The 25,419-nt window shown below is 71.6% G+C and carries 19 protein-coding genes; 13 read left to right on the top strand and 6 right to left on the bottom strand.

Features of this window, described 5'->3' with window-relative positions:
- The first annotated feature begins 108 nt into the window (after window positions 1-108).
- Window positions 109-4,176: a bifunctional nitrate reductase/sulfite reductase flavoprotein subunit alpha gene (locus R8Z57_RS08710; protein WP_318353361.1), complete on the top strand. Its 4,068-nt coding sequence runs from the start codon at window positions 109-111 to the stop codon at window positions 4,174-4,176.
- A 235-nt stretch (window positions 4,177-4,411) separates the two neighbouring features.
- Here the strand turns inward: R8Z57_RS08710 and R8Z57_RS08705 are convergent, their stop codons facing one another.
- Window positions 4,412-5,845: an MFS transporter gene (locus tag R8Z57_RS08705; RefSeq protein ID WP_318353360.1), complete on the bottom strand. Its 1,434-nt coding sequence runs from the start codon at window positions 5,843-5,845 to the stop codon at window positions 4,412-4,414.
- Window positions 5,846-6,047: 202 nt separating this feature from the next.
- Between R8Z57_RS08705 and trmD the strand changes: the two genes are divergently transcribed.
- Complete coding sequence (gene trmD, locus R8Z57_RS08700) at window positions 6,048-6,761, top strand: tRNA (guanosine(37)-N1)-methyltransferase TrmD (RefSeq protein WP_318353359.1); 714 nt, start codon at window positions 6,048-6,050, stop codon at window positions 6,759-6,761.
- A gap of 34 nt (window positions 6,762-6,795) precedes the next feature.
- Here the strand turns inward: trmD and R8Z57_RS08695 are convergent, their stop codons facing one another.
- The 4 genes from R8Z57_RS08695 to nirB are packed head-to-tail and all read right to left on the bottom strand — an operon-like array spanning window position 6,796 to window position 11,682.
- Entirely contained in the window at window positions 6,796-7,932 is a 1,137-nt protein-coding gene (locus R8Z57_RS08695) for a uroporphyrinogen-III synthase (RefSeq protein WP_318353358.1), read from the bottom strand.
- Window positions 7,929-8,711, bottom strand: a complete 783-nt coding sequence (gene cobA, locus R8Z57_RS08690) for a uroporphyrinogen-III C-methyltransferase (RefSeq protein WP_318353357.1) — start codon at window positions 8,709-8,711, stop codon at window positions 7,929-7,931. Before cobA ends, R8Z57_RS08695 begins: the two co-directional genes overlap by 4 nt.
- Window positions 8,708-9,106, bottom strand: coding sequence for a nitrite reductase small subunit NirD (gene nirD / locus R8Z57_RS08685; RefSeq protein ID WP_318353356.1), 399 nt, complete (start codon window positions 9,104-9,106; stop codon window positions 8,708-8,710). Before nirD ends, cobA begins: the two co-directional genes overlap by 4 nt.
- Window positions 9,103-11,682, bottom strand: a complete 2,580-nt coding sequence (gene nirB / locus R8Z57_RS08680; protein ID WP_318353355.1) for a nitrite reductase large subunit NirB — start codon at window positions 11,680-11,682, stop codon at window positions 9,103-9,105. Before nirB ends, nirD begins: the two co-directional genes overlap by 4 nt.
- Window positions 11,683-11,992: 310 nt before the next feature.
- On the opposite strand from nirB, the gene glgX reads away from it, so the two are divergent.
- Genes glgX through treZ form a run of 3 tightly spaced genes read left to right on the top strand, consistent with a single transcriptional unit; the run spans window position 11,993 to window position 18,289 of the window.
- Window positions 11,993-14,206 (top strand): glycogen debranching protein GlgX, encoded by a 2,214-nt coding sequence (gene glgX / locus R8Z57_RS08675; protein ID WP_318353354.1) that lies wholly within the window; start codon window positions 11,993-11,995, stop codon window positions 14,204-14,206.
- Between the two features lie 10 nt (window positions 14,207-14,216).
- Complete coding sequence (treY, locus tag R8Z57_RS08670) at window positions 14,217-16,559, top strand: malto-oligosyltrehalose synthase (RefSeq protein ID WP_318353353.1); 2,343 nt, start codon at window positions 14,217-14,219, stop codon at window positions 16,557-16,559.
- Complete coding sequence (gene treZ, locus R8Z57_RS08665; protein ID WP_318353352.1) at window positions 16,556-18,289, top strand: malto-oligosyltrehalose trehalohydrolase; 1,734 nt, start codon at window positions 16,556-16,558, stop codon at window positions 18,287-18,289. The genes treY and treZ overlap by 4 nt, the downstream gene beginning before the upstream one ends.
- A gap of 35 nt (window positions 18,290-18,324) precedes the next feature.
- Here treZ and map read toward each other — a convergent pair whose 3' ends face one another.
- The gene (gene map, locus R8Z57_RS08660; RefSeq protein WP_318353351.1) at window positions 18,325-19,107 is read right to left on the bottom strand and encodes a type I methionyl aminopeptidase; all 783 of its coding nucleotides are present in this window, start codon (window positions 19,105-19,107) and stop codon (window positions 18,325-18,327) included.
- Window positions 19,108-19,226: 119 nt separating this feature from the next.
- Between map and R8Z57_RS08655 the strand changes: the two genes are divergently transcribed.
- The 8 genes from R8Z57_RS08655 (at window position 19,227) to dprA (ending at window position 25,394) form a co-directional block, all read left to right on the top strand.
- Window positions 19,227-19,724: an MFS transporter permease gene (locus tag R8Z57_RS08655; protein WP_318353350.1), complete on the top strand. Its 498-nt coding sequence runs from the start codon at window positions 19,227-19,229 to the stop codon at window positions 19,722-19,724.
- Window positions 19,725-19,893: 169 nt separating this feature from the next.
- Window positions 19,894-20,244 (top strand): 50S ribosomal protein L19, encoded by a 351-nt coding sequence (rplS, locus tag R8Z57_RS08650; protein ID WP_318353349.1) that lies wholly within the window; start codon window positions 19,894-19,896, stop codon window positions 20,242-20,244.
- A 132-nt stretch (window positions 20,245-20,376) separates the two neighbouring features.
- Complete coding sequence (gene lepB, locus R8Z57_RS08645; RefSeq protein ID WP_318353348.1) at window positions 20,377-21,153, top strand: signal peptidase I; 777 nt, start codon at window positions 20,377-20,379, stop codon at window positions 21,151-21,153.
- Window positions 21,150-21,809: a ribonuclease HII gene (locus R8Z57_RS08640; RefSeq protein ID WP_318353347.1), complete on the top strand. Its 660-nt coding sequence runs from the start codon at window positions 21,150-21,152 to the stop codon at window positions 21,807-21,809. The genes lepB and R8Z57_RS08640 overlap by 4 nt, the downstream gene beginning before the upstream one ends.
- An 80-nt stretch (window positions 21,810-21,889) precedes the next feature.
- Window positions 21,890-22,213: a DUF2469 family protein gene (locus R8Z57_RS08635; RefSeq protein WP_159843786.1), complete on the top strand. Its 324-nt coding sequence runs from the start codon at window positions 21,890-21,892 to the stop codon at window positions 22,211-22,213.
- Window positions 22,214-22,324: 111 nt separating this feature from the next.
- Window positions 22,325-22,693, top strand: coding sequence for a YraN family protein (locus R8Z57_RS08630; protein WP_318353346.1), 369 nt, complete (start codon window positions 22,325-22,327; stop codon window positions 22,691-22,693).
- On the top strand, window positions 22,690-24,213 hold the full coding sequence (locus tag R8Z57_RS08625) for a YifB family Mg chelatase-like AAA ATPase (RefSeq protein WP_318353345.1): 1,524 nt from the start codon (window positions 22,690-22,692) through the stop codon (window positions 24,211-24,213). The genes R8Z57_RS08630 and R8Z57_RS08625 overlap by 4 nt, the downstream gene beginning before the upstream one ends.
- Window positions 24,210-25,394 carry a DNA-processing protein DprA gene (gene dprA, locus R8Z57_RS08620; protein ID WP_318353344.1) on the top strand — a complete coding sequence of 395 codons (1,185 nt, stop codon included), beginning with the start codon at window positions 24,210-24,212 and terminating at the stop codon, window positions 25,392-25,394. The genes R8Z57_RS08625 and dprA overlap by 4 nt, the downstream gene beginning before the upstream one ends.
- The last annotated feature ends 25 nt before the right edge of the window (window positions 25,395-25,419 follow it).

The raw sequence follows: 25,419 nt of genomic DNA, 5'->3' as shown, positions 1-25,419 counted from the left end.
CCGCCGGCACCGCTTCACGAGGCGCTATCCCGGCCCGTGCGACAGATGTGATCTGCGGGAAACACGACGGGAAACGTCCCGGAACCTCCCTGCCGGATCATCGTGGGCATGGGCGATGTTCGTTCACCGGTGCGCACGGTGTGCTCCTACTGCGGCGTCGGCTGCGGCATCTCGGTGACGACCACCGACGCCGGGGCGGGGCATCCGCTCGCAGTCGCGAAGGTGGCCGGAGACCGCGAGCACCCCACGAACGCCGGTCGCCTGTGCACCAAGGGTGCGACGCACGCCGAGCTGATGCAGGCGCCGGGGCGCATGACCTCGGCGCACGTGCGGCCCGCGCGCGGTGAGGCGGCGGCGCCCGTCGCACTCGCGGACGCGGTGACGGATGCCGCGGCCCGCCTCCGCGCCGTCCTCGAGGAGCACGGGCCCGATGCCATCGCCCTGTACGTCTCCGGACAGATGAGCATGGAGGCCCAGTACCTCTCGAACAAGCTCGTCAAGGGGTACCTGCGAGGCATCCACATCGAATCGAACTCGCGGCTGTGCATGGCGTCGGCCGGCACGGGGTACAAGCAGTCGCTCGGGGCGGACGGCCCGCCCGGATCGTACGAGGACTTCGACAAGGCCGACCTCTTCTTCGTCATCGGCTCGAACACGGCTGACTGCCACCCCATCCTGTTCCTGCGCATGGCCGACCGGCTCAAGCAGGGGGCGAAGCTCATCGTGGTCGACCCTCGCCGCACCACCACCGCCGACCGGGCCGACCTCTTCCTCCAGATCAGGCCCGGCACCGACCTGGCTCTCCTCAACGGCCTGCTTCGTCTGCTGGTCGAAGCGGGCGACATCGACGAGGAGTTCATCGCCGCCCACACCGAGGGGTGGGAGCACATGGCGGAACTCCTCGCCGACTATCCGCCGGCGCGCGTGGCCGAGCTCACGGGCCTCGCCGAGGACGACATCCGCACCGCCGCGCGCTGGATCGGCGAGGCCGGCGAGTGGATGACGCTGTGGACGATGGGGCTCAACCAGTCCACCCACGGCACATGGTCGACGAACGCCATCTGCAACCTCCACCTCGCCACGGGCGCGATCTGCCGGCCGGGAAGCGGCCCGTTCTCGCTGACCGGGCAGCCGAACGCCATGGGCGGCCGCGAGATGGGGTACATGGGCCCCGGGCTGCCCGGTCAGCGCGCGGTCTTCAGCGCGCCCGACCGCGCTTTCGTCGAAGGGGTGTGGGGCCTCGAGCCGGGATCGATCCGCGCGGAGTCCGGCGCCGGCACCATCGACATGTTCCATCGAGCCGCCGAAGGCGAGATCAAGGCCGTCTGGATCATCTGCAGCAACCCCGTGGCGTCGGTGGCGAACCGCAAGACGGTGATCGAGGCGCTCGAGACCGCCGACCTCGTCATCGCGCAGGACGTGTACACCGAGACGGCCACGACCGCGTACGCCGACATCCTGCTGCCCGCCACGCTGTGGGTCGAGGCGGACGGCGTCACCGTCAACAGCGACCGGACGCTGACGCTGGTGCGCGACATCGTGCCCGCGCCGGGCGAGGCGCAGCCGGACTGGCTGACGATCTGCCAGATCGCGCGTGCCATGGGCTTCGAGGGGTTCGACTTCACCTCCAGCGAAGAGGTCTTCGACGAGATCCGCCGCTTCTGGAATCCGCAGACCGGATGGGACCTGCGCGGGGTCACGTACGCCCGTCTGCGCGAGACGCCGGTGCAGTGGCCGGCGCCGCCCGACGACGCGGCGACGCGGCATCCGATCCGCTATCTCAACGACGGGGTCAGCCAGTCGCTGCACGTCGAGGACGACGGGACGCTCCCGCGGCTGGCCTTCGCGACGCCGTCGCGGCGGGCGCAGTTCCTGGCGCGGCCGCACCTCGCACCGGCGGAGCTGCCCGACGACGACTACCCGTGGGTGCTGAACACCGGCCGGCTGCCGCACCAGTGGCACACCATGACGAAGACCGGTCGCGTCGCGAAGCTCGCGAAGCTGCACCCCGGACCCTTCGTCGAGGTGCACCCGATGGATGCCGCCGCACACGGCATCGGCGAGGGCGACGAGGTGGAGGTGGCCTCGCGTCGCGGCCGTTTCGTCGTGCCTGCGATCGTGACCGACCGCGTCCAGCAGGGGGCGCTCTTCGCCCCGTTCCACTGGAACGACGAGCACGGTGAGTACGTCACCGTCAACGCCGTCACGAACGACGCCGTCGATCCGCTGTCGGCGCAGCCGGAGTTCAAGTACGCGGCGGTGACCTTGCGGCGGGTGGGGCCGGCTCGGGCCGACGCAGCGCCGTCGACCGCGGCGGCGGACGACGCCCTCGCTCGCGCCGGCGTGGACCTCGCGCCGCCGCCGCTCAGCGATCTCGAGGGCGCGTACCTCGCGGGGTTCCTGTCGACGGTGCGCTCCGTCGAGCTCGCGCCCGGCGAGGTCCCCGTCCTGCCGCTCGAGGCGCCTCTCGGTGGGAGGGCCCGCGCCTGGTTCGACGGCGTGCTCGCGGGTGCGTTCTCACGCGCGCGCGAGAGCGGCGTCACGAACGCGGGTGGCGCGGCGGACGAGGTCGTGGTGCTGTGGGGCTCGCAGACGGGCAACGCGGAGGAGTTCGCCACCGCGGCGACCGCCGCCCTGGGGGCGCGCGGCATCCCGGCCCGCGCCCGCAGCATGGCGGAGCTGCGCGCGACCGATCTCACGGCGGTGCGGCGCCTGCTCGTCGTCACCTCGACCTTCGGCGACGGCGGGCCGCCCGACAACGCCGCGGCGCTCTGGCACGAGCTCAATGCCGACGGCGCTCCGGAGCTCTCGGGCCTCCGCTACGCCGTGCTGGCGCTCGGCGACTCGAACTACGACGACTTCTGCGGCCACGGGCGCCGGCTCGACGCCCGTCTGGGCGAGCTCGGCGCGACAGCGCTCCTCGAGCGCGTCGACCTCGAGCCCGATGCCGAGGAGCCGCGCGAGGCCTGGCTGGCGCAGATCCTGCAGACGCTCGCGGAGGAGGGGGCGGATGCCTCGGCCGCGGCATCCGTCCTCGCTCCGGCGGCGCCGGCGAAGCGCCTGTTCAGCCGCGCCAACCCGGTGCAGGCACCGCTCGTGCGCAACGACCTGCTGAGCGGCACCGGGTCGAAGAAGGAGGTGCGGCGCTTCGCGTTCGACCTGTCGCACTCGGGCGCCGCCTACGAGGCCGGCGACTCGCTCGGCGTGGTGTGCGCGAACGCCCCCGGCGTCGTCGCGGAGTGGCTCGACGCCACGGGCATCGCGCCGGACGCGATCGTCGAGCTCGACGGCGAGGAGCGGACGTTCGCCGACGCGCTGCGCACGCGGCTGGACATCACGAAGACCCCCGTCGACCTGGTGCGCTTCGTCGCCGAGCGCAGCGGCGACGCGACGCTCGGCGCCCTGCTGCGGCGCGAGAACAAGAGCCGGCTGGACCAGTTCCTGTGGAGTCAGCAGGCCGTCGACCTCGTCCGCGACTTTCCGGTGCGCGCGACGGCGGCCGACTGGGCAGGCGTGCTGAAGCGGCTCCAGCCCCGGCAGTACTCGATCTCGTCGAGCCCGAAGACCGATCCCGACACCGTCGAGCTGACCGTCTCGGTGGTGCGCTTCGAGACCGAGACGGGTCGCGCGCGCGGTGGCGTCTGCTCGACGTTCCTCGCCGACGGCGGCGCCGGCACCGCGCCGGTCTACCTGCAGCGCTCACCGGCGTTCCGGCCGCCGTCGGGGGCCGACACGCCCATGATCATGATCGGGCCGGGCACCGGCGTCGCGCCCTTCCGCGGATTCCTCCACGACCGCCGGGCCGACGGCCACACCGGCCGCAACTGGCTCTTCTTCGGCGAGCAGCACGCCGCCACGGACTTCTACTACCGTGACGAGCTCGAAGCGATGCACGACGACGGCTTCCTCACCCGCCTGGACGTGGCCTTCTCGCGCGACCAGCGGCAGAAGATCTACGTGCAGGACCGCATGGTCGAGCACGGCGCCCGGCTGTGGCGCTGGCTACAGGACGGCGCGCACGTGTACGTGTGCGGTGATGCCATGCGCATGGCCAAGGACGTCGACGCGACGCTGGTCGCCATCGCCCAGCAGCACGGCGGGCTGAGCGAGGAGGCGGCCGCCGAGCACGTGCGCTCACTCGCCGCCGACGGCCGCTACGTCCGCGACGTCTACTGACCCGCTCCGCCGCGTCCGCGACGTCTACTGACCCGCTGCTCTTCTGCAGCATGTCCCGGTTTCTGGCCTTCATGTCCCGATTTCGCCCGTTCCGGCGGTCTTATGAGAACGAAAGTGGGACATGGCGGCGACGCGCGACGGGGAGTGCGGTTGGGAAAGGGTCGGGCCTCGCCGACACAGAAGAGAAGCGGATGCCTCGGGCCGAGGCATCCGCTTCTCTCAGGGGTTTCGGGCGTCAGATCCGCTGCTTCGCGAGCGACGCGCGCGGGATGACGTAGACGAACACCGTCAGCAGGAGCAGACCGACGTACGCGGCGACGAAGCCGTAGAACGCGGCCTGGTAGCCGCCCGTCGCGAGCTGCGACGCATTGAGCACCTGCGGCACGAGGAACCCGCCGTAGGCGCCGATCGCCGAGATGAGTCCCAGGGCCGCCGCCGACTTGCGCAGCATCTTCGTGGCCTCGGGCGTGCCCGGCAGGAAGCCCCTGGCCTGCGACCGCGCGGCGAAGATGCTCGGGATCATGCGGTAGGTCGAGCCGTTGCCCATACCCGTCGCGGCGAACAGCACGAGGAAGCAGCCGAGGAAGACGACGAAGTTGTTCAGGGGCAGGGTCCAGACGAGGGCGAGCGCGCCGAGTGCCATGACGGAGAACGCGCCCACCGTGACGCGGGCGCCGCCGAACCGGTCGGCGAGGCGGCCGCCGTAGGGGCGGGCGAGCGACCCCACGAGCGCGCCGAGGAACGCCAGCGTGATGGACGCGGATCCGATCTGGAACGTCGAGAACTCGGGGAACTGGTCGGCGATGAGCTTCGGGAAGACGCTCGCGAAGCCGATGAACGAGCCGAAGGTGCCGATGTACAGCAGAGCCATGATCCACAGGTGCGGCTCGCGCAGCGCGGCGGCGGAGCTGCCGAAATCGGCCTTCGCCGACGACAGGTTGTCCATGTACCGCCATGCGCCGTACATCGCCACCAGGATGAGCGGGATCCACATCCAGCCCGCCAGCGAGATGTTGAGCGTCGCGCCGGCGCCGATGGTCACGGCGATCGGGACGGCGAACTGGGCGACCGAGGTGCCGAGGTTGCCGCCGGCCGCGTTGAGGCCCAGCGCCCAGCCCTTCTCCTTCTGCGGGAAGAAGTACGTGATGTTGGCCATCGAGCTCGCGAAGTTGCCGCCGCCCACGCCGCCGAGGGCCGCGACCAGCAGCAGGACGCCGAACGGCGTGTCGGGGTTGCCGACGACGACGCCGAGCAGGACCGCCGGGATGAGGAGGAGGCCCGCCGAGACGATGGTCCAGTTGCGGCCGCCGAAGATCGCCACCATGAACGTGTACGGGAAGCGGAGGGTCGCCCCGACGAGGCTCGGCACCGAGATCAGCCAGAACAGCTCCGAGCTCGACAGCGTGAAGCCGGCGGCCGGCAGCATCACGACGACGATGCTCCACAGCTGCCAGATGATGAACCCGAGGAACTCGGCGAAGATCGACCAGCCGAGGTTGCGCCGGGCGATGGCACGGCCCTGCGTCTCCCAGAAGGCGGGGTTCTCGGCGTTCCAGCCGTCGATCCAACGCCCGGGGCGGTGGGAGAGGGCAACCGGCGCGTCGGCCGGCGAGGTGGTGCGGGGCGGAGCTGCGGTCGCCGTCGTCGACGGGGTGTCGGTCGTGGTCATGGCGCCTCCCTGAGGGTGAGCGGACACGGGGGTGGTGCGTGTGCCTCCAGGCTAGGAATCCGGTGTTTCGGCCCGCAGACCGGTGGGGTTACCTCTCGATCACTTCTCGATCACCCATCCGGGCGCCGTGAGGTGGTCGCGTCGTCACACGGCGGAAACACGGGCGCGTCGCGGCGAAACGCGCCACGGTAACCTCGAAGTCATGCGCGTGGACATCGTCACGATCTTCCCGACGTTCTTCGACGTGCTCGGCGTCTCGCTGATCGGGAAGGCGCGTGACCGCGGCATCCTCGACATGCACGTCCACGATCTGCGCGACTGGACCCACGACCGTCATCGCACCGTCGACGACACCCCGTACGGCGGGGGAGCCGGCATGGTGATGAAGCCCGAGCCCTGGGGAGAGGCACTCGACGAGATCCTCGACGACGAGGCCGTGCTGCTGGTCCCGTCGCCGGCGGGCGAGCTGTTCTCGCAGCCCATGGCCCGTGAGCTCGCCCACGAGAAGCACCTGGTGTTCGCGTGCGGCCGGTACGAGGGCATCGATCAGCGGGTGGTGGATCACTACGCGACCCGGGGGCGGGTGCGCCTGGTGAGCCTCGGCGACTACGTCCTCAATGGCGGCGAGGTGGCGGCCATGGCGGTCATCGAGGCGGTATCGCGCCTCATCCCCGGCGTCGTCGGCAACCCCGACAGTCTGGTGGAGGAGTCCCACGAGCTCGGGCTCCTGGAGTATCCGAGCTACACCAAGCCCGCGGTGTGGCGCGATCTGGACGTTCCGCCGGTGCTCCTCAGCGGCAATCACGGCGCCATCGCCGCCTGGCGGCAGGAGCAGAGCCTCGAGCGGACGCGGGCGCATCGCCCGGATCTGCTTCCCGACACCGACCGCGTGCGGGATGCGGCCGACGCGCCGTGACAGGGTGACGTACACGCCGTGACGCGTCCGCGGCTCAGGCCGGATCGACGACGTTCAGCCGGTAGCCGCGCTTGACCACCGTCTTCACGAGGTCGGGGACGCCCAGTGCCTCGCGCAGGCGGGCCACCGCCATCTCCACGGCGTGGGTGTTCTCGCCGGAGCGCGGCAGCACGGCTTGCAGGCGCTGGCGCGAGACGACACCGCCCCCCGCGTCGAACAGCGCGGCGACGATGTCGGTGGCGCTCCGCGAGAGCGGGATGTGCCGCCCCTCGAGCACGATGCCGCTGCTGCGCAGCTCGAGCCGCCCCGCCGCGGTGAGCAGTGACGCGCACCCGCCGCCGCCGAAGTGCGTCACGACCGCGCGAACCAGCGACCCGAGCCGCCCGCGCTCGGCGATGAGCGGCGTCATCCCCGCTGCCTCCAGCGGGCCTGCGGTGATGGGACCCACTGCCGCCATCAGCAGTCGGCCCTCCGCGGCACGGGCGACGATCGGCTCGAGCATGCCCTCGCTGCGCGCCGCGGCCAGCCACTCGGCCGCACCGGGGGCCGAGGTGAACAGGACCGCGTCCACCTCGCCCTGCGCGGCGCACACGACCGAGCGAGAGACGGCGGCCGGGTCGGGAGGCGGGCCCCACCGGTACACGGTCAGGCTGACCACGTCGGCGCCCGCCCGTGCGAAGAGCTCGTCGAGGCCGTCGGCGCCCGACCCGTGGTGCTGGACGGCGACGCGCCGGCCGGCGACGCCCTCGGCCAGCAGGAACTCGCCGAGCTCCGCCGAGGTCTCGGATTCGGCGACCCAGTCGGCGGTGAGCCCCGCCTGCTGGATGGCTCCGCGGGCCTTGGGCCCGCGCGCGACGATCTGCGCCCCGGCGATCGCATGCTGGAGCTCGTCGAGGAGCCCGGCCTCATCGGCGGCCTCCATCCAGCCCCGGAACCCGACGCCGGTGGTGGCCACCACGACGTCCGGCGGCCGCGCGATGAGCTCCCGCGTCGCCGCGATCAGGGCGTCGTCATCGATGTGCGGCACGATCGTGAGCGCGGGCGCGTGACGCACCTGGGCGCCGTGGCGCTCGAGGGCGGCGGCGAGCTCCAGCGACCGGCGGTCGACGGCGATGACGATCGTGCAGCCGTCGAGAGCGGCCGAGAGGGTGGGGCGGGTGGTGGAGCTCAACGGACGGCGTCACCTGTCAGCTGGTGGTCGGGGAGGAGGAGGCCGGCTCGGGCGACTTCACCGACGACGATCACCGCGGGGTTGCGCACGCCGACGCGCCCGGCGTCGAGCACGACCGCGCCCAGCGTACTGCGGGTGGTGCGCTGGTCGCGGTGGTGCCCGCGCTCGACGATGGCGACCGGCCGATCCGCCGGCGCGCCGGCGCGGAGCGCGTCGGCCACGATGCGGGGGAGAGCGCCGACGCCCATGAGGATCACGGTGGTCACGGAGCCGTCGCGCAGCGCGGCGAGCGTCGCCTCGCCGATCTCGGACGGGCCGTTGACGATGTGCACGGTGCCGGCGACGCCGCGATGGGTGATCGGGATGCCGGCGGCCTGGGGCACGGCGACCGCGCTGGAGATGCCGGGGACGACATCGACCGGGATCCCGGCCGCAAGGCACGCCGCCACCTCCTCGCCGCCGCGGCCGTAGACGAACGGATCGCCGCCCTTGAGCCGGACGACCCGCTTGCCCTCCCGCGCCCGCGCGACGAGGATCTCGTTGATCTCGTCCTGGGGCACCGGATGGTGGCCCGGGTGCTTGCCGACGTCGATCACCTCGACGTCGGGACCGAGGTGATCGCGGATGTCGGTCGGCCCGAGCCTGTCCATGACGACGACGTCGGCGCGGATCAGCAGGCGCCACGCGCGCAGAGTGAGGAGGTCAAGCGGCCCCGGACCGCCGCCGACGAGGTCGACGCGCCCCGAGCCGCTCGCGGAGCCGGTGCCCGAGCCCGTCACGACGCGTCCTCCCAGCGCACGAGCACGTGGCCGTCGTCGATGGTCACGGGCCACACGTGGAGGCTCTTCGGCTCCTTGCCCTGGGTGTCGAGGCACGCGCCGGTGCGCAGATCGAAGACCTGCTTGTACATCGGCGACGCGACGGTGGGCACCTCCTGCCGGGTGCCGACGATCCCGCGCGAGATCACATGCGCGTGGCTGTAGGGGTCGAGGTTCGAGACCGCGTGGACGCGTCCGCCGCCCCCGTCGGGGCCGTGCAGCAGGAACAGCGCGATCTGCGTGCCGCCGAGGAGCGCGGCCCGGCCGCGCTCCACCTCCAGGTCGTCAAGTGCGCACACGCGCACCCACCCTGCGGGAGCGGTGTACTCGGCGGTCTGCGGGTCGACGAGGGTCATCGGCGCACCTCCAGGGTCGTTCCGGCGATGAGCACACGCGAGTCGGCGCGCTCGTCCTCGGTGGCGGGTCGGGGCTGCCCGCGCTCGGCGGTGTACGCCAGCGACGGGTCGGGGGTGGAGGGCGCGTTGACGAACGAGGCGAAGCGACGGAGCTTGTCGGGGTCTTCGAGCGTCGCCTTCCACTCGTCCTCGTACGCGTCGAGGTGTGCGGCCATCGCCGCGTCGAGGTCGGCGCAGATGCCGAGGCTGTCGTCGAAGATGACCTCGCGGAGCCCCTCGATGCCACCGTCCAGGTCCTCGAACCAGGGCGCGGTGCGCTGCAGGCGGTCGGCGGTGAAGATGTAGTACATCAGGAACCGGTCGATCGCGGTGAGCAGCTCGTCGTCGCTGAGGCCCTCGGCCAGCAGGACGGCGTGACGAGGCGTGAAGCCGCCGTTGCCGCCGACGTACATGTTCCAGCCCGCCTCGGTGGCGATCACACCGACGTCCTTGCCGCGCGCCTCGGCGCACTCCCGGGCACAGCCCGAGACCCCGAGCTTGATCTTGTGCGGCGAGCGCAGTCCCCGGTAGCGCAGCTCCAGCTGAACCGCCATGCCGACCGAGTCCTGCACGCCGTACCGGCACCAGGTCGATCCGACGCAGGACTTCACCGTGCGGAGGGACTTCCCATACGCGTGGCCCGACTCGAAGCCGGCGTCGACGAGCCGCTTCCAGATGTCGGGCAGCTGCTCCAGCCGGGCGCCGAACATGTCGATGCGCTGGCCGCCCGTGATCTTCGTGTACAGCCCGAAGTCCTTGGCCACCTGCCCGATGACGAGCAGGCCCTCCGGCGTGATCTCGCCACCCGGGATGCGCGGGACGACCGAGTAGCTGCCGTCCTTCTGCAGGTTCGCCATCACGTGGTCGTTGGTGTCCTGCAGCGTGGCGTTCTCGCCGTCCAGCACGTGCCCGCGCACCAGCGTCGACAGGATGCTCGCCAGGGCCGGCTTGCAGATGTCGCAGCCGCGGCCGGTGCCGAACCGCTCGATGACCGCGCTGAACGTCTCGAGCCCTGAGACGCGCACCGCGTCGAAGAGCTGACGACGCGACATGTCGAAGTGCTCGCAGATCGCGTTGCTGAGTGCAGCTCCGGACTTCGCCAGCTCGGTGCCGACGATCTTCTTGACCATCATCACGCACGAGCCGCAGGCAGCCCCCGCCTTCGTGCACGACTTGATCGCCGCGACATCCGTGCAGCCTTCGTCGTGCACGGCGTGGCGGATCGCCCCGGCGGTCACGCTGTTGCACGAGCACACGAGCGCCTCGTCGGGGAGATCGCCGGTCGGCGCCGCCACCCCGCCTTCCGGCATCAGGTAGGCGGCGGGGTCGCCGCCCAGCGCGCTGCCGACGAGCGGGCGCAATGCGCCGTACGCCGACGCGTCGCCCACGAGGATGCCGCCGAGCAGCGTCTTGGCATCGTCCGACAGGACGAGCTTCTTGTACACGCCGGCGACGGGGTCGGCGTAGGTGACATCGAGCGCGCCGGGCGTCTCGGCGAACGCGTCGCCGAAACTCGCCACGTCGACGCCCGAGAGCTTGAGCTTCGTCGACAGGTCGTATCCGGGGAAGGATGCCTCGCCCCCGAGCAGCCGCGTGGCCGCGACCTCCGCCATGGCATAGCCCGGGGCCACCAGCCCCACGCACATGCCGTCGTAGTTGGCGACCTCGCCGATGGCGAGGACCCGGGGATCGGAGGTCTGACAGCCGGCGTCGATGAGCACGCCGCCCCGCTCGTGGACATCCAGCCCCGCGCCGCGCGCGAGCTCGTCGCGCGGCCGGACGCCGACCGTGAACACCACGACGTCGGTGCGCGCGTACGTCCCGTCGCGGAACTCGAGTCCGGTCACCTGACCCGATCGGTCGGGGTCGAGGCGCGTCGTGACCGCTTCGGTCTTCACGGCGATGCCGCGCGACTCGATCAGCCGCCGCAGCGCGTTGCCGGCCGGCAGATCGAGCTGCGCCGACATCAGCCGGTCGGAGGACTGCACGACGGTGCAGGCGACCTCGAGGCCCTGGAGCGCACCGGCCGCCTCGAGTCCCAGCAGTCCGCCGCCGATGACGGTGCCGACGAGGGGACGCCCGAGCTCGGCCGACCGGCGCTCCACGAACGCCTCGAGCTTCTCGACGTCGTCGAGCGTCCGGTAGACGAAGCAGCCCTCCAGCCCGAAGCCGTCGACCGCCAGGCGCGCGGCGTACGAGCCGGTCGCGAGGACGAGCCGGTCGTAGGCCACGCTGATGCCGCCGCGAGTGGTGACGCGTCGCGCCGCCCGATCGATGCGCGTGACGGCGTCGCCGCGGAGGAACCGCACGCGGTCGTCCTCGAGCACCGCCCGCTCGAGCTCCAGGTCTTCGGGGGAGGCGCCCGCGAAGAACCCGGTCAGCCCGACCCGGTCGTAGGGATGGCGTTCCTCCTCGCCGATGAGGGTGACATGCCACGCGTCGCCGGCCCGGCTCAGCAGGCTCTCGACGAAACGGTGCGCCACCATGCCCGCACCCACGACCACGACATGCGTGCCGAGGGCGGGGGTGGTGCTCATGCCGTCACCGTACGCGGGTGATGTTGCAGCGGCGTCAGCGTCATGTTTCCGGCTGTTGACACGGTCGCGGTGGGCCATGGCTCCTCCTGAGGGCGGAAGGTTCGGTGACGGCGACGCTACGAGCGCGGTGTTTCACCGCGCGGCGAGCGGCGGTTACCCCGAGCGAACGTTTCTCTCACACGCGTCGGCGAGAGGATGTGAGGAGCGGATGCCGCAACCGCTGCTTACCCTCTCGGCGACGCATGCGCCACCCCCGGACGCCGGTCACCGGCGCTCGCTAGGGTGAAGTCCCCGCCGAAATGGAGGTCGCATGCAGATCTGGCCGGGATCGCCCTACCCCTTGGGTGCCACTTTCGACGGAAGCGGCACCAACTTCGCCCTCTACAGCGAGGGGGCCGAGCGTGTCGAGCTGTGCCTCTTCGACGACGCCGGGGCGGAGACGCGTGTCGACCTGGTGGACGTGGACGCGTTCGTCCATCACGGCTATCTGCCCGCGGTGCAGCCCGGGCAGCGCTACGGCTACCGCGTGCACGGGGAGTACGACCCGACGTCGGGCAAGCGGTTCAACGCGAACAAGCTCGTGCTGGACCCCTATGCCAAGGCCGTCGAGGGCCAGGTGCAGTGGGGTCAGGAGGTCTTCGGGTACGACTTCGGAGATCCCGACTCGCGCAATGACGCGGACTCCGCGACGCACCAGATGATGGGCGTCGTCGTGAACCCCTACTTCGACTGGAGCGGAGACCGCCAGCCGAAGACGCCGTACTCCGAGTCATTCATCTACGAGGCGCACGTGCGGGGTCTCACGCAGCTGCACCCCGCTGTCCCCGAGGAGATCCGCGGGACCTACAGTGCGATCGGTCACCCGGCGATCATCGAGCACCTGCAGAAGCTCGGGGTGACCGCGATCGAGCTGATGCCCGTGCACCAGTTCGTCAACGACTCCGTGCTGGAGGAGAAGGGCCTCTCCAACTACTGGGGCTACAACACCATCGCGTTCTTCGCCCCGCAGAACACCTACTCGTCGAGCGGGCAACGGGGTCAGCAGGTGCAGGAGTTCAAGGCGATGGTCAAGGCGCTGCACGCCGCGGGGATCGAGGTGATCCTCGACGTCGTCTACAACCACACGGCAGAGGGCAACCATCTCGGCCCCACCCTCTCGATGCGCGGCATCGACAACGAGGCCTACTACCGCCTGGAAGACGACGACAAGCGCTACTACACGGACTACACCGGCACCGGGAACAGCCTCAACGTCGGCAATCCCCACACGCTGCAGCTCATCATGGACTCGCTGCGCTACTGGGTGCTCGACATGCACGTCGACGGCTTCCGGTTCGATCTGGCTTCGACGCTCGCCCGGGAGTTCTACGAGGTCGATCGCCTCGCGGCGTTCTTCGAGCTCGTGCAGCAGGACCCGGTGGTGTCGCAGGTGAAGCTCATCGCCGAGCCGTGGGACGTCGGCCCGGGCGGCTACCAGGTCGGCAACTTCCCGCCGCAGTGGACGGAGTGGAACGGGAGGTACCGCGACACGGTGCGCGACTTCTGGCGGGGCGAGCCCGCGACGCTCGGCGAGTTCGCCTCCCGCCTGACCGGCTCGTCGGACCTGTACGAGCACTCCGGGCGCCGGCCCGTGGCATCCATCAATTTCGTCACCGCCCACGACGGCTTCACCCTGCGCGATCTCGTCTCGTACAACGACAAGCACAACGAGGCCAACGGCGAGGAAGGCCGCGACGGCGCCGACGACAACCGCTCCTGGAACGGCGGCGTCGAGGGCCCGACCGACGATCCGGACGTGCTGGCGCTTCGCGCGCGGCAGCAGCGGAACTTCATCGCGACCCTGCTGCTGTCGCAGGGCGTGCCGATGCTGCTGCACGGTGACGAGCTCGGCCGCACCCAGCAGGGGAACAACAACGGCTACGCGCAGGACAACGAGATCACCTGGGTCGACTGGTCGTCGCCCGATCAGCCGCTGGTGGAGTTCACCGCGGCACTCGCGCGGCTGCGCCGCGAGCATCCCACGTTCCGGCGGCGCCGCTTCTTCGACGGCCGTCCCGTGCGCCGGGAGGAGGGTGCGCCGCTGCCCGACATCGTCTGGGCGCGCCCCGACGGCTCGCAGATGCAGCCGGAGGACTGGGATTCGGGATTCGGGCGCGCGGTGGCGGTGTTCCTGAACGGCGACGGCATCCGCGAGCGCGACCGCCGCGGTGAGCCCATCTCGGACCACCATTTCATCGTGCTCTTCAACGCCGGCGACGATGACGTGGACTTCATGATCCCCGAAGTCGAGTTCAGCCCCGAGTGGGACGTGATCGTCGACACCGCCGGCCGCCACGCGAACACGTCGCCGGTCGTTCCCGGTTCGACCCTCTCCGTCCCCGCCCGATCGCTGATGGTGCTGTGCGAGCACGAGGTGCCCGAACCCGAGATCGGCCACTCGGTCGCCGCGTCGCTCGCCGTCACGGCCGTGCCGGGCGCCGACGAGGTGCCGGGTGCGGCTCCGCGGCCCGAGCTCAGCCGCTGAGGAGGCCGCCATGGCGACGAGGCGTCCGATCTCCACGTATCGCCTGCAGATCCGGCCGTCGTTCACGCTGGACGACGCGGCCGCTCTCCGGGACTACGTGCACGACCTCGGGGTCGACTGGGTCTACTTCTCACCGCTGCTGACCGCCGCCGAAGGATCCGACCACGGCTACGACGTCGTCGACCCGACGACCGTCGACCCGGCTCGCGGGGGGCGTGCCGGGCTCGAGCGGGCGGCGCGCGTCTTCCACGACGCCGGCCGCGGCATCCTGGTCGACATCGTCCCGAACCATCTCGGCGTCGCGCGCGCCGAGGAGAACGCGTGGTGGTGGGACGTGCTGGCGCACGGCCCGTCATCGAGATTCGCCTCCGCCTTCGACATCGACTGGCGCTTCGGCGGCGGCAAGGTGCGGCTGCCGGTTCTCGGCGAGAGCCCCGAGCAGGCGGCGGCCTCCGGTGCGCTGCGCATCGAACAGGGCGAGCTGCGCTACCACGAGCACCGTTTCCCGCTGGCTCCGGGCAGCGAGCCTGACGACGACGACGTCCTGACCGTCCACGCCCGCCAGCACTACGAGCTCATGCTCTGGCAGCGCGAGGGCTCCGACCTCGACTACCGCCGCTTCTTCGGGGTGTCGAGCCTCGCCGCGGTCCGTGTGGAAGACCCCGAGGTCTTCGAAGAGAGCCACCGCGAGATCCGCAGCTGGTTCGCCGACGGCATCGTCGACGGTCTGCGTGTGGACCACCCCGACGGACTGCGCGCGCCGGGGGAGTACCTGGAGCGACTGGACGAGCTCACCGGCGGCGGGTACGTCGTGGTGGAGAAGATCCTCGAGCACGGCGAGACGCTGCCGCAGTTCTTCGCCACCGACGGCACGACGGGGTACGAGACGCTCGCCGACATCGACCGTGTGCTGGTGGATCCGTCCGGTGAGGGCGAGCTCGACGCGCTCGACGCGCGTCTGCGCGAGCGTACCGGCCTCGGTGAGGCGCAGCCGTGGCCGGACGTCATCGCCGGCACGAAGCGGGCGATCGCCACCGGCATCCTGCGCTCGGAGGTGCGCCGGCTCGCGCGCGACCTCGGTGCTCCCGACGACCCCGCGACCGAGGACGCGCTCGTCGAGCTTCTCTCGCGCTTCCCCGTGTACCGGTCGTACCTGCCCGCCGGCGGCGAGCACCTCGCGAGCGCAGCCGCCGCGGCGCGCGCACACCGCCCCGACCTCGCCCCGGCGCTGGACGCCGTGCTGCCCTCCCTCGCCGACCCCCGGCATCCGGCCGCACTGCGCTTCCAGCAGACGAGCGGCATGGTGATGGCCAAGGGCGTCGAAGACACCGCTTTCTATCGCGCGACCCGCCTCGGCACCCTCACGGAGGTGGGCGCCGATCCCTCGGTCTTCGCCCTCGGTGTGGAGGGCTTCCACGCCGCGCAGGCGGCACGTCACGCCTCGTGGCCCCACGCGATGACGACGCTCTCCACTCACGACACCAAGCGGGGCGAAGACGTCCGTGCGCGCCTGAGCGTGCTGGCCGAGATCCCGCGGCGGTGGGCCGAGGTTCTCGAAGAGCTGACGGATGCCGCGTCCACCGGCCACGGCCCCTTCGACGCCCTGCTGTGGCAGGCGATCGTCGGAGCGTGGCCGGCCTCGCGTGACCGTCTGCACGCCTACGCCGAGAAGGCGGCGCGCGAGGCCGCCGAGGCGACGTCGTGGCTGGATCCCGACGCGGGGTTCGAGCGGCGGATGCACGCGGCCGTGGACGCCGCGTTCGACGATGCCGCCGTGGCCGCCCGGGTCGAGTCGTTCGTCGCCGAGATCGAGGGGGCGGGGTGGTCGAACTCGCTCTCGGCCAAGCTGCTGCAGCTGACAGGTCCCGGCGTGCCGGATGTGTACCAGGGCAGCGAGCTCTGGGAGCAGAGCCTGGTCGATCCCGACAACCGGCGTGCCGTGGACTTCGACGAGCGCCGTCGCATCCTCGCCCGGATCGATGCGGGGGAGCAGCCGGTCGTCGACCGTTCCGGCGCGGCCAAGCTCCTCGTCACCTCACGGGCGCTGCGACTGCGGCGGGACCGCCCCGATCTCTTCACGCGGTACACGCCCATGACGGTCGTCGGAGATGCGGTGGATCACGCGATCGCCGTCGATCGGGGCGGCGCGGTCGCCGTGGCGACGCGCCTCCCCGTGGGCCTCGCCCGGCGCTCGGCGGCCGGCGGATCGCCGTGGGGCACGACGACCCTGCTGCGCCACGCGGGTGCCACGACCGACGTCCTCACCGGCCGCACGTTCACCGGCCATATCGCGCTGGCCGAGCTCCTGGACGTCTACCCCGTCGCGCTGCTCGTTCCGGGGGAGGCGTCATGATCCCCGAGGTCTGGGCCCCGCGCGCGACGCGGGTGCAGCTGCGCGCGCCGGGCCGGGGCGCCGACACCGCGATGGACGCCATGGGCGGTGGCTGGTGGCGGTCGCCCTGGGACCTGACCGACGGTGAGGAGTACGGCTTCGTGCTCGACGACGCGGCCGACGCCCGGCCCGACCCGCGCTCGCGCCGCCAGCCGCGCGGTGTCCACGACCTCAGCGCGGTGTACGAGCCGACGGTCGAGCCGGGTCATGCCGGCTCGTGGCGCGGGCGGCAGCTCGCCGGCGGCGTGATCTACGAGCTGCACGTGGGCACCTTCACCCCCGAGGGGACACTGGATGCCGCGGCCGGCCGCCTCGACCACCTCGTGCGACTCGGGGTCGACTTCGTCGAGCTGCTGCCGGTCAACGGCTTCAACGGCGTCCACAACTGGGGCTACGACGGCGTGCTCTGGTACGCCGTGCACGAACCGTACGGCGGACCCGCGGCGTACCGCCGATTCGTCGACGCGTGCCACGCGGTGGGTCTCGGCGTCATCCAGGACGTCGTCTACAACCATCTCGGTCCGAGCGGCAACTACCTGCCCGAGTTCGGGCCCTACCTGCGTGACGCGGAGGCCAACACGTGGGGTGCGTCCATCGACCTCGACGAGGCGGAGGTCCGACGCTACATCGTCGAGAACGCGCTGATGTGGCTCCGCGACCACGGCGTCGACGGGCTCCGCCTGGACGCGGTGCACGCGCTCAAGGACGCCGCGCCGGTGCACATCCTGCAGGAGCTCGCCGAGGCCGTCGACGCGCTGAGCGCCCACGTGGGCCGGCCGCTGACACTGATCGCCGAGTCCGACCTCAACGACGCGCGCCTCATCTCCGCACGCGAAGCCGGCGGGTACGGGCTCGGCGCGCAGTGGAGCGACGACTACCACCATGCGCTGCACGTCGCGCTCACCGGTGAGACCGACGGGTACTACGCCGACTTCGCACCGCTCGCGGCACTCGTGAAGGCGTCGACGCGCGGGTTCTTCCACGACGGCACGTGGTCGTCGTTCCGGGGGCGCCACCACGGGCAGCCGATCGACCCCCGGATTCCGACGTCACGCCTCGTCGTCTTCGCGCAGGACCACGACCAGATCGGCAACCGCGCCGCGGGCGACCGGCTGTCGCAGACGCTCGACGAGGGCGGGCTCGCCATCGCCGCGGTGCTCACCGTCCTCGCACCCTTCACGCCGATGCTGTTCATGGGGGAGGAGTGGGCCGCCTCCACCCCCTGGCAGTTCTTCACCTCGCACCCCGAGCCCGAGCTCGGCGAGGCCACCGCTCGGGGCCGGAAGGCGGAGTTCGCGCAGATGGGGTGGGACGAGTCGGTGGTCCCCGACCCCCAGGATCCGGCGACGTTCCAGCGCTCGAAGCTGCGATGGGAGGAGAAGGATGCCGGAGCCCACGCCCGCATCCTGAACCTCTACCGCGCGCTCCTCGCCCTCCGCCGGGCGCGGCCCGAGTTCAGCGACCCCCGGTTCGGCCGCCTCGAGGCTGCCGCCGACGAGGAGCGTCGCTGGTTCCGGCTGCGTCGTGGCGGCGCCGAGATCCTCGTCAACTTCGGCCAGGAGACGGTGAGTCTTCCCGTCGACACGGGACGCGTCGTGCTGCTGGCGACCGATCCCGGCACCGCGCTCGTCGCAAGGTCGGCAGAGCTGCCGCCGCGCTCAGCGCTCGTGATGGCCCCGGCCGTCGGCTGAGCGCGGATCGTCGTGGTGTCTGTCGCCGGCTGAGCTCAGCGCACGCCGAGCCAGGACCGGTCGGTGAGGACCACCGGGCCGTCCTCCGTGATCGCGACCGTGTGCTCGGAGTGCGCGCCGCGCGACCCGTCGACCGACCGCAGCGTCCATCCGTCGGGGTCGGTGATCAGTTCGTCGGTCGTCTGGAGGAACCAGGGCTCGAGCGCGAGCACCAGGCCGGCGCGGAGCGGGTATCCCCGGCCGGCCTTGCCGTCGTTCGCGACGTGCGGGTCGCCGTGCATCTCGCGCCCCACCCCGTGCCCGCCGAAGTCGGTGTTGATCGAGTAGCCGTCGCCGTGGGCGACGGCGGCGATGGCCGCGGAGATGTCGCCGATGCGGTGTCCGACCGTCGCCGCCTGGATCGCGGCATCCAGCGCCCGCTCCGTGGTGTCGATCAGTGCGAGGTCCTCGTCGCGGGGCGTGCCGACGACGAACGAGACCGCAGAGTCGGCGACCCAGCCGTCCACCGCCACGGCGAAGTCGAGGGTCACGAGGTCGCCGTCGCGCAGCGCGTAGTCGAACGGGAGACCGTGGAGCACGGCGTCGTTGACCGACGTGCAGATGACCTTGCCGAAGGGGCTGGCGCCGAAGGACGGGTGGTAGTCGACGTAGCAGGAGTCCGCGCCGGCGCGGCGGATCAGGTCGTGCGCGCGACGGTCGATCGAGAGGAGGTTGGTCCCGACCTTGGTCTCGTCGCGCAGCGTCGCGAGCGTCTCGGCGACGAATCGCCCCGCGGGCTTCATCGCTTCGATCTCGGCAGGGGTGCGCAGCTCGATCATTCAGGAATTCCTCTCGTCGGAGACCATTCTGTCGGACCCACCGGGATGTGGCTGGGAGGATGCTCCGCGACGCACGGAAGGGCCCACGCGCAGACCCGGGCGGGCGTACCATCTGAAGCATGTGGCTGCGTCGCGCGTTCTTCGGCTGGCTCATTCCGTCGGCCTTCCTGCTGCCGCTGTGGCTGCTCGTGGGCTGGGCCGTCTTCAACGCGGGCGGCTGGGCGTTCCTGTGGGTGCTGTTCCTCGCCATCCCCGGCGTCTTCCTGTGGCAGCTGCTGCTGACGCTCCTGGTCCGCGCGAGGGGGACCGTACGCGCCCACCGTGCGGTGTCGTGGTGGGACGTGCTCGGGTTCACGGTGTGGCAGGGACTCGTGATCTCGCTCGGCTTCTTCGCGGAGTCGTGGTGGGCGCCGATGATGGTGCTGGCGATCGTCGCGGGCATCGCACTGTTCTGGCTCGAGCTCTGGCAGCTGTGGAGCGAGGCGCGCCCGTCGCGCTTCGTCCTGCACACGTCGGAGGGCATGGCCTACATCCCGTCCCAGGCGGAGGAACCGCAGACGACCGCACCCCGCGAGGTCATCGTCGTCACCGAGAAGCAGGCGCCGCCCGCGAGCTGACGCGTTTTGGCGGGGGGCGGCATCCATGGCAGAATGGATGTTTGTGCCCTGACCGGTTCTGCCTCAGGGGAACCAGCTGTACGGCGTCACGCCGGAGGCCTTCGGCACACCAACGTCCTTTACCATCCTTCCCGCGGTCGACCTGTGGCGGCCGCAGAGAGAGACGATCATGCAGATCCTCGACGCCGTCGACGCGGCTTCGCTCCGCTCCGACATCCCGGCCTTCGGCCCCGGCGACACCGTGAAGGTGCACGTCAACATCACCGAGGGCAACCGCTCCCGCATCCAGGTCTTCCAGGGCGTCGTCATCGGCCGCTCGGGCGACGGCGTGCGCGAGACCTTCACGGTCCGCAAGATCAGCTTCCAGGTCGGCGTCGAGCGCACCTTCCCGGTGCACTCCCCGGTCATCGACCACATCGAGGTCGTGACCCGCGGTGACGTGCGTCGCGCGAAGCTGTACTACCTGCGCAACCTCCGCGGCAAGAAGGCCAAGATCAAGGAGAAGCGCGAGAGCAACTGACGCTCTTCCGCAGCGTTCTCCTCGAAGCCCCGGACCCGTGTGGTCCGGGGCTTCGTCGTTCTCGGCAGGGCCGGGAATGTGCGACCCTTGAAGGCGGGCCCCCGCGACCGTCGGCGCCCGCGAAGGACTCCCATGACGACCGAGAAGGCGGCTCCGGCCGAGTCGGCCCCCGGCGCCGAGCCCGCGGCGACGATCGCACCGCGGCGGCGCGGTTGGCTCGTCTTCCTGCGCGACGTCCTCGTCATCATCGTCATCGCGGTCCTCGTCTCGCTCGTCGTCAAGACGTTCCTGGTGCGGTCGTTCTACATCCCGTCGGGATCCATGGAAGACACCCTCCACATCAAGGACCGCATCCTCGTCGACGAGATCACGCCGCGCTTCGGCGCGTACGAGCGCGGCGACATCGTCGTGTTCCAGGATCCGGGCGGCTGGCTGCCGCCCAGCACCGAGCCCGCGCGGCCGCCGTTCGTGGAGGGCGTGGAGTGGGTGCTGTCGCTGGTCGGCCTCGCGGCTCCCGACAGCGACGACCATCTCGTCAAGCGCATCATCGGCCTGCCGGGCGACCACGTCGTGTGCTGCAACGCCATCGGCCAGATCACGGTCAACGACGTGCCGATCGACGAGAGCGCCTATCTCAAGCTCCCGGCGGGGGAGACGGCCGCCTCCGGCGACGCGTTCGACGTCGTCGTGCCCGCCGGCAGCCTGTGGGTGCTCGGCGACAACCGGTACCGCTCGAAGGACTCGCGATACAACACCGACCAGCCCGGCAAGGGCTTCGTGCCGGTCGACAACCTCGTCGGGCGCGCATTCCTGGTGACCTGGCCGTTCGACCGCTTCGGCCTGCTCGACTTCCATCACGAGGTCTTCGCGGGCGTCCCCGAAGCGGACGCGGGGGACGACCGGCAGTGACCGTCGCCGAGCCCCGGCTCACGCTCGAGCGCCGACTCCTGCGCGAGCACGCGCTCGTCATCGCGTGCGACGAGGTCGGGCGCGGGGCCCTCGCCGGGCCGGTCGCGGTGGGCGCCGCCGTCGTGGACGCCCCGCGGTCGCGAAAACGCGTGCCGCAGGGTCTGCGGGACTCCAAGCTGGTCCCCGAGCCCAAACGGGCGGACGTCGCCGCGCGGGCCGCTTCCTGGGTGGCGGCGAGCGCGGTCGGCTGGGCGAGTTCCGCCGAGATCGACGAGGTGGGCATCATGCGGGCGCTCGGCCTGGCGTCGATCCGGGCTCTGGCCGACCTGCGGGCGCACGGCGTCGTCCCCGAGGAGGCGATCGTGATCCTCGACGGCAACTACGACTACATCAGCCCTGCCGGCGCGTGGGGCCTGTCGATCCGGCCCGTCATCAAGGCCGACCGGGACTGCGCGTCGGCGGCTGCGGCATCCGTCATCGCGAAGGTGGCGCGCGATCAGCTGATGACGCAGCTGCACGACGAGCTCCCCGCCTACCAGTGGGCGCGCAACAAGGGCTATGCGAGCGCCGACCACCGCGAGGCCATCCGGACGCACGGCATCAGCAGGCACCACCGGGCGTCGTGGTCGCTCGGCGACGCGCCCACCCTCTTCTGACACGCCCACCCGCTTCTGACATGCAGCGTCACGACGGGGCGGGATGCGCGGGCCTCCCGCGCCCATAGGATGGGACCACCATGGATGACGAGGTCTTCGAAGACTACGACCGCGAACTCGAGCTCGCGCTGTACCGCGAGTACCGGGATGTCGTCTCGCAGTTCCAGTACGTGATCGAGACGGAGAGACGCTTCTACCTCGCGAACGAGGTGAACGTCGTGCGCCGCGACACCGAGCACGACTTCTACTTCGAGATCTCGATGTCGGACGTCTGGGTGTGGGACATCTACCGCGCCGACCGCTTCGTGAAGGCCGTGCGCGTGCTGACCTTCAAGGACGTCAACGTCGAGGAGCTCTCGCGGCGCGACTTCCACCTGCCCGAAGAGCTCTCGCTCGACAGCTGACGCGCCCGGCCCTTCCTCCCCAGGCACCTCGATCGGGGGAACCGAGCGTCTTCTGAACGGATGCCGCCTCCCGGCGTCCACGCGGGTGTGCACGCGCGCGACGATGCCGGAATGGCAGACAAGGATGTGCTCGGGCGCGCGGGCGAGGACCGCGCGGCCCGCTACTTCGAGGACCTGGGCTTCGCCGTCCTCGACCGCAACTGGCGGTGCCGCGACGGCGAGATCGACCTGATCGTCGCCGATGCGGCTGCCGTGGTCGTGGTGGAGGTGAAGACCCGCCGCGGTGACGAGTTCGGCCACCCGTTCGAGGCGATCGACGCGCGCAAGCGCGCGCGGTTGTGGCGTCTCGCCGTGGCCTGGGCGAGCTCTCACCGGGCGCAGGTGCAAGGCCGCCGTCTTCGCATCGATGCCGTGGGGCTCACCGGCGCCGAGCCGGCGACTGCCCTCCTCGAGCATCTCGTCGATGTGGAGGTGCCGTGAACGTCGCGCGGACGTGGGCGGTCGCCCTCGTCGGCGCGGAGGGCGAGTGCGTCGAGGTCGAGGCGGACCTGTCGAAGCAGACTCCCGAGTTCCGCATCATCGGCCTGCCCGACAAGGCCCTCGGCGAGGCGGTCCAGCGCGTGCACAATGCCTGCGCCAACAGCGGCACTCCGCTGCCGCGGCGACGCCTGACCGTGAATCTCTCCCCGGCGAGTCTGCCCAAGCAGGGCTCCGGCTTCGACGTCGCCATCGCGGTCGCGTCGCTGGCGACCGAATCGTCGATGGATGCCGCGTCGGTGGCGGCGACGGTGCACATCGGCGAGCTCGGGCTCGATGGCAGGCTGCGGCCGGTGCCGGGGGTACTGCCCGCGGTGGTCGCGGCGCGCCGCGCGGGCCATCGGAGGGTCGTGGTGCCGCATGCGAACGGGGCGGAGGCCTCTCTCGTCGAGGGCATCGAGGTGCTCGCGGCCGTCAACCTCGGTCAGGTCCTCGCCTCGCATGGCGCGGACGTGGAGGTCGCGGACGACGAGCCGGTCGCGCTTCCCGAGGACGAGAGCGAGGAGGGGGAGGCGCCCGACCTCGCTGACGTGATCGGGCAGAGCGAAGCGGTCGAGGCGCTCGTCGTGGCTGCCGCGGGCGGGCATCACCTGCTGATGTGCGGCCCGCCTGGCGCGGGCAAGACGATGCTCGCCCGCCGGCTGCCGGGCATCCTGCCGCCGCTCGACGATCGCGCCGCGCTCGCGAGCGCCTCGATCCGCAGCCTCGCGGGCTCGCGCGTGGTCGAGCTGTCGCGCACGCCGCCGTTCGAGGCGCCGCACCACAGCGCGAGCGTCGCCGCGCTCGTGGGCGGCGGCTCGCGTGTGGTGCGCCCGGGTGCGATCGCGCGGGCGAGCGAGGGGGTGCTCTTCCTCGACGAGGCGGGGGAGTTCGCCGCGAGTGCGCTCGACGCGCTGCGGCAGCCGCTCGAGTCCGGCTCGATCTCCATCCACCGCGCGGGTGCACATGCGCAGTACCCCGCGCGTTTCCAGCTGGTGATGGCCACGAACCCGTGTCCGTGCGGCGATTACGGCATCCGCGGTGGCACCTGCACCTGCCCGCCCGCCGCGATCCGCCGGTACCTGGGACGGCTGTCGGGTCCGCTCCTGGACCGCATGGACATCGAGCTGACGCTCACGCGTGTATCGGTCGCACAGCGACGCCATGCCGCGTCCCCTTCGACCGCCGCCGCGCGCGAGCGGGTCGCACAAGCGCGTGCCCGTGCGCGTCATCGACTGGCGGGCACGCCGTGGGCCGTGAACGCTGACGTGCCGGGTTCGTGGCTGCGGGAGGGGCCGGCGGCGCCGGCGCCGATCGTGCGGCGGCCGCTCGACGCCGCGCTGCATCGCGGCGCACTCACCCTGCGCGGTTACGATCGCGTGCTCCGCGTGGCATGGTCGCTCGCCGACATCGAGGGGCGCGGCCAGCTCAGCGCCGAGCACATCGGGCGCGCCCTCTTCCTCAAGAAGGGCCTCGCCCTGTGATCGCCTTCGACCTGAGCGACCACGCGGCGCGCCGCGCGATGGCGGCGCTCGGCGGCGACGACGACGGGGCCCGGGAGCGGTACGCGACGGTCGTGTGGTGCCATCTCATCGAACCGGGCGACTCGGTGGCCGGGCGCCTCGTCGCAGCCCGCGGCGCCACCGCCGCGCTCGAGGCGGTGCTCGACGGCGCCGCGCCGGCCGAGGTGTCGCCGCGAGAGCTGGCCGAGGCCCGCAAACGTTGGCTGCCTCGTCTTTCGGCGCGCGCGATCGCCGACTCCGTGGCGTCCGCGGCGGCGCGCGGCGTCGCACTCGTGACCCGCGCAGACGCCGAATGGCCGGCGCAGCTGGACGACCTCGGCGCGCACGCGCCGCTGTGCCTCTGGGTGCGCGGCGATGTCGCCGCACTGCCGCGGCTGGAGGCCTCCGTTGCCATCGTGGGCGCGCGCGCCGCCTCACGCTATGGCGATCACGTGGCGACCGAACTCGCCGCGGAGCTCGCCGGCAGCGGGATCGCCGTGATCTCCGGGGGCGCGTACGGCATCGACGGCGCCGCGCACCGCGCCGCGCTCACGGTGGGCGGACTGACCGTCGCCCTGCTGGCCGGCGGCGCCGACCGCGCCTATCCCGCCGGCCATACGCAGCTCATCGACGATGTGGCGCGCACCGGGGTGGTGGTCAGCGAGGTGCCGTGCGGCTCGGCGCCCACGAAGTGGAGATTCCTTCAGCGCAACCGGCTGATCGCCGCGCTGGCGACGGTCACGATCGTGGTCGAGGCGGGCTGGCGCAGCGGGTCGCTCAACACCGCGGGCCACGCCGCCGCGCTGGCACGACCGCTGGGCGCCGTGCCGGGACCGATCACCGCCGCGACGTCCGCCGGCACGCACCGCCTCATCCGCGAGTACGGCGCCCACTGCATCACCGGCGCGGACGACGTCCGGGAGCTGCTGGGGCTCTCGACCGCCGCCGGAGCGAACGCCACCACAGGCGGATTCACCGACGACGCGACCCGCGTGCGCGATGCGCTGAGCACGCGCAGCAGACGTGACGTGGTGGGCATCGCGCGGCGGGCGGGGATGTCGGTCGACTCCGTGGCCGCGATCCTCGGCCTGCTGGCGCTGGAGGGAGCGGCCGAGTGCGACGCCGACGGCTGGCTGCTGCGGCGGCCTGACGACCGGCGGTGAAGCAGGCGCGCGCGGCACCTCGCAG

The sequence above is a fragment of the Microbacterium sp. M3 genome, assembly GCF_033548675.1.
GTDB classification, from domain to species: Bacteria; Actinomycetota; Actinomycetes; order Actinomycetales; family Microbacteriaceae; genus Microbacterium; species Microbacterium arthrosphaerae.
Note: the sequence above shows the minus strand (reverse complement) of the source record. Positions and strands in the feature narration are given on the sequence as shown.

Excerpts from the sequence above, each read along its gene's own strand:
- treZ (WP_318353352.1), top strand. The coding sequence starts at position 16,556 with ATGATCCCCGAGGTCTGGGCCCCGCGCGCGACGCGGGTGCAGCTGCGC.
- nirB (WP_318353355.1), bottom strand. The coding sequence starts at position 11,682 with ATGAGCACCACCCCCGCCCTCGGCACGCATGTCGTGGTCGTGGGTGCG.
- treY (WP_318353353.1), top strand. The coding sequence starts at position 14,217 with ATGGCGACGAGGCGTCCGATCTCCACGTATCGCCTGCAGATCCGGCCG.
- glgX (WP_318353354.1), top strand. The coding sequence starts at position 11,993 with ATGCAGATCTGGCCGGGATCGCCCTACCCCTTGGGTGCCACTTTCGAC.
- lepB (WP_318353348.1), top strand. The coding sequence starts at position 20,377 with ATGACGACCGAGAAGGCGGCTCCGGCCGAGTCGGCCCCCGGCGCCGAG.
- trmD (WP_318353359.1), top strand. The coding sequence starts at position 6,048 with ATGCGCGTGGACATCGTCACGATCTTCCCGACGTTCTTCGACGTGCTC.
- rplS (WP_318353349.1), top strand. The coding sequence starts at position 19,894 with ATGCAGATCCTCGACGCCGTCGACGCGGCTTCGCTCCGCTCCGACATC.
- R8Z57_RS08705 (WP_318353360.1), bottom strand. The coding sequence starts at position 5,845 with ATGACCACGACCGACACCCCGTCGACGACGGCGACCGCAGCTCCGCCC.
- R8Z57_RS08635 (WP_159843786.1), top strand. The coding sequence starts at position 21,890 with ATGGATGACGAGGTCTTCGAAGACTACGACCGCGAACTCGAGCTCGCG.
- nirD (WP_318353356.1), bottom strand. The coding sequence starts at position 9,106 with ATGACCCTCGTCGACCCGCAGACCGCCGAGTACACCGCTCCCGCAGGG.
- R8Z57_RS08630 (WP_318353346.1), top strand. The coding sequence starts at position 22,325 with ATGGCAGACAAGGATGTGCTCGGGCGCGCGGGCGAGGACCGCGCGGCC.
- R8Z57_RS08710 (WP_318353361.1), top strand. The coding sequence starts at position 109 with ATGGGCGATGTTCGTTCACCGGTGCGCACGGTGTGCTCCTACTGCGGC.
- R8Z57_RS08655 (WP_318353350.1), top strand. The coding sequence starts at position 19,227 with ATGTGGCTGCGTCGCGCGTTCTTCGGCTGGCTCATTCCGTCGGCCTTC.
- map (WP_318353351.1), bottom strand. The coding sequence starts at position 19,107 with ATGATCGAGCTGCGCACCCCTGCCGAGATCGAAGCGATGAAGCCCGCG.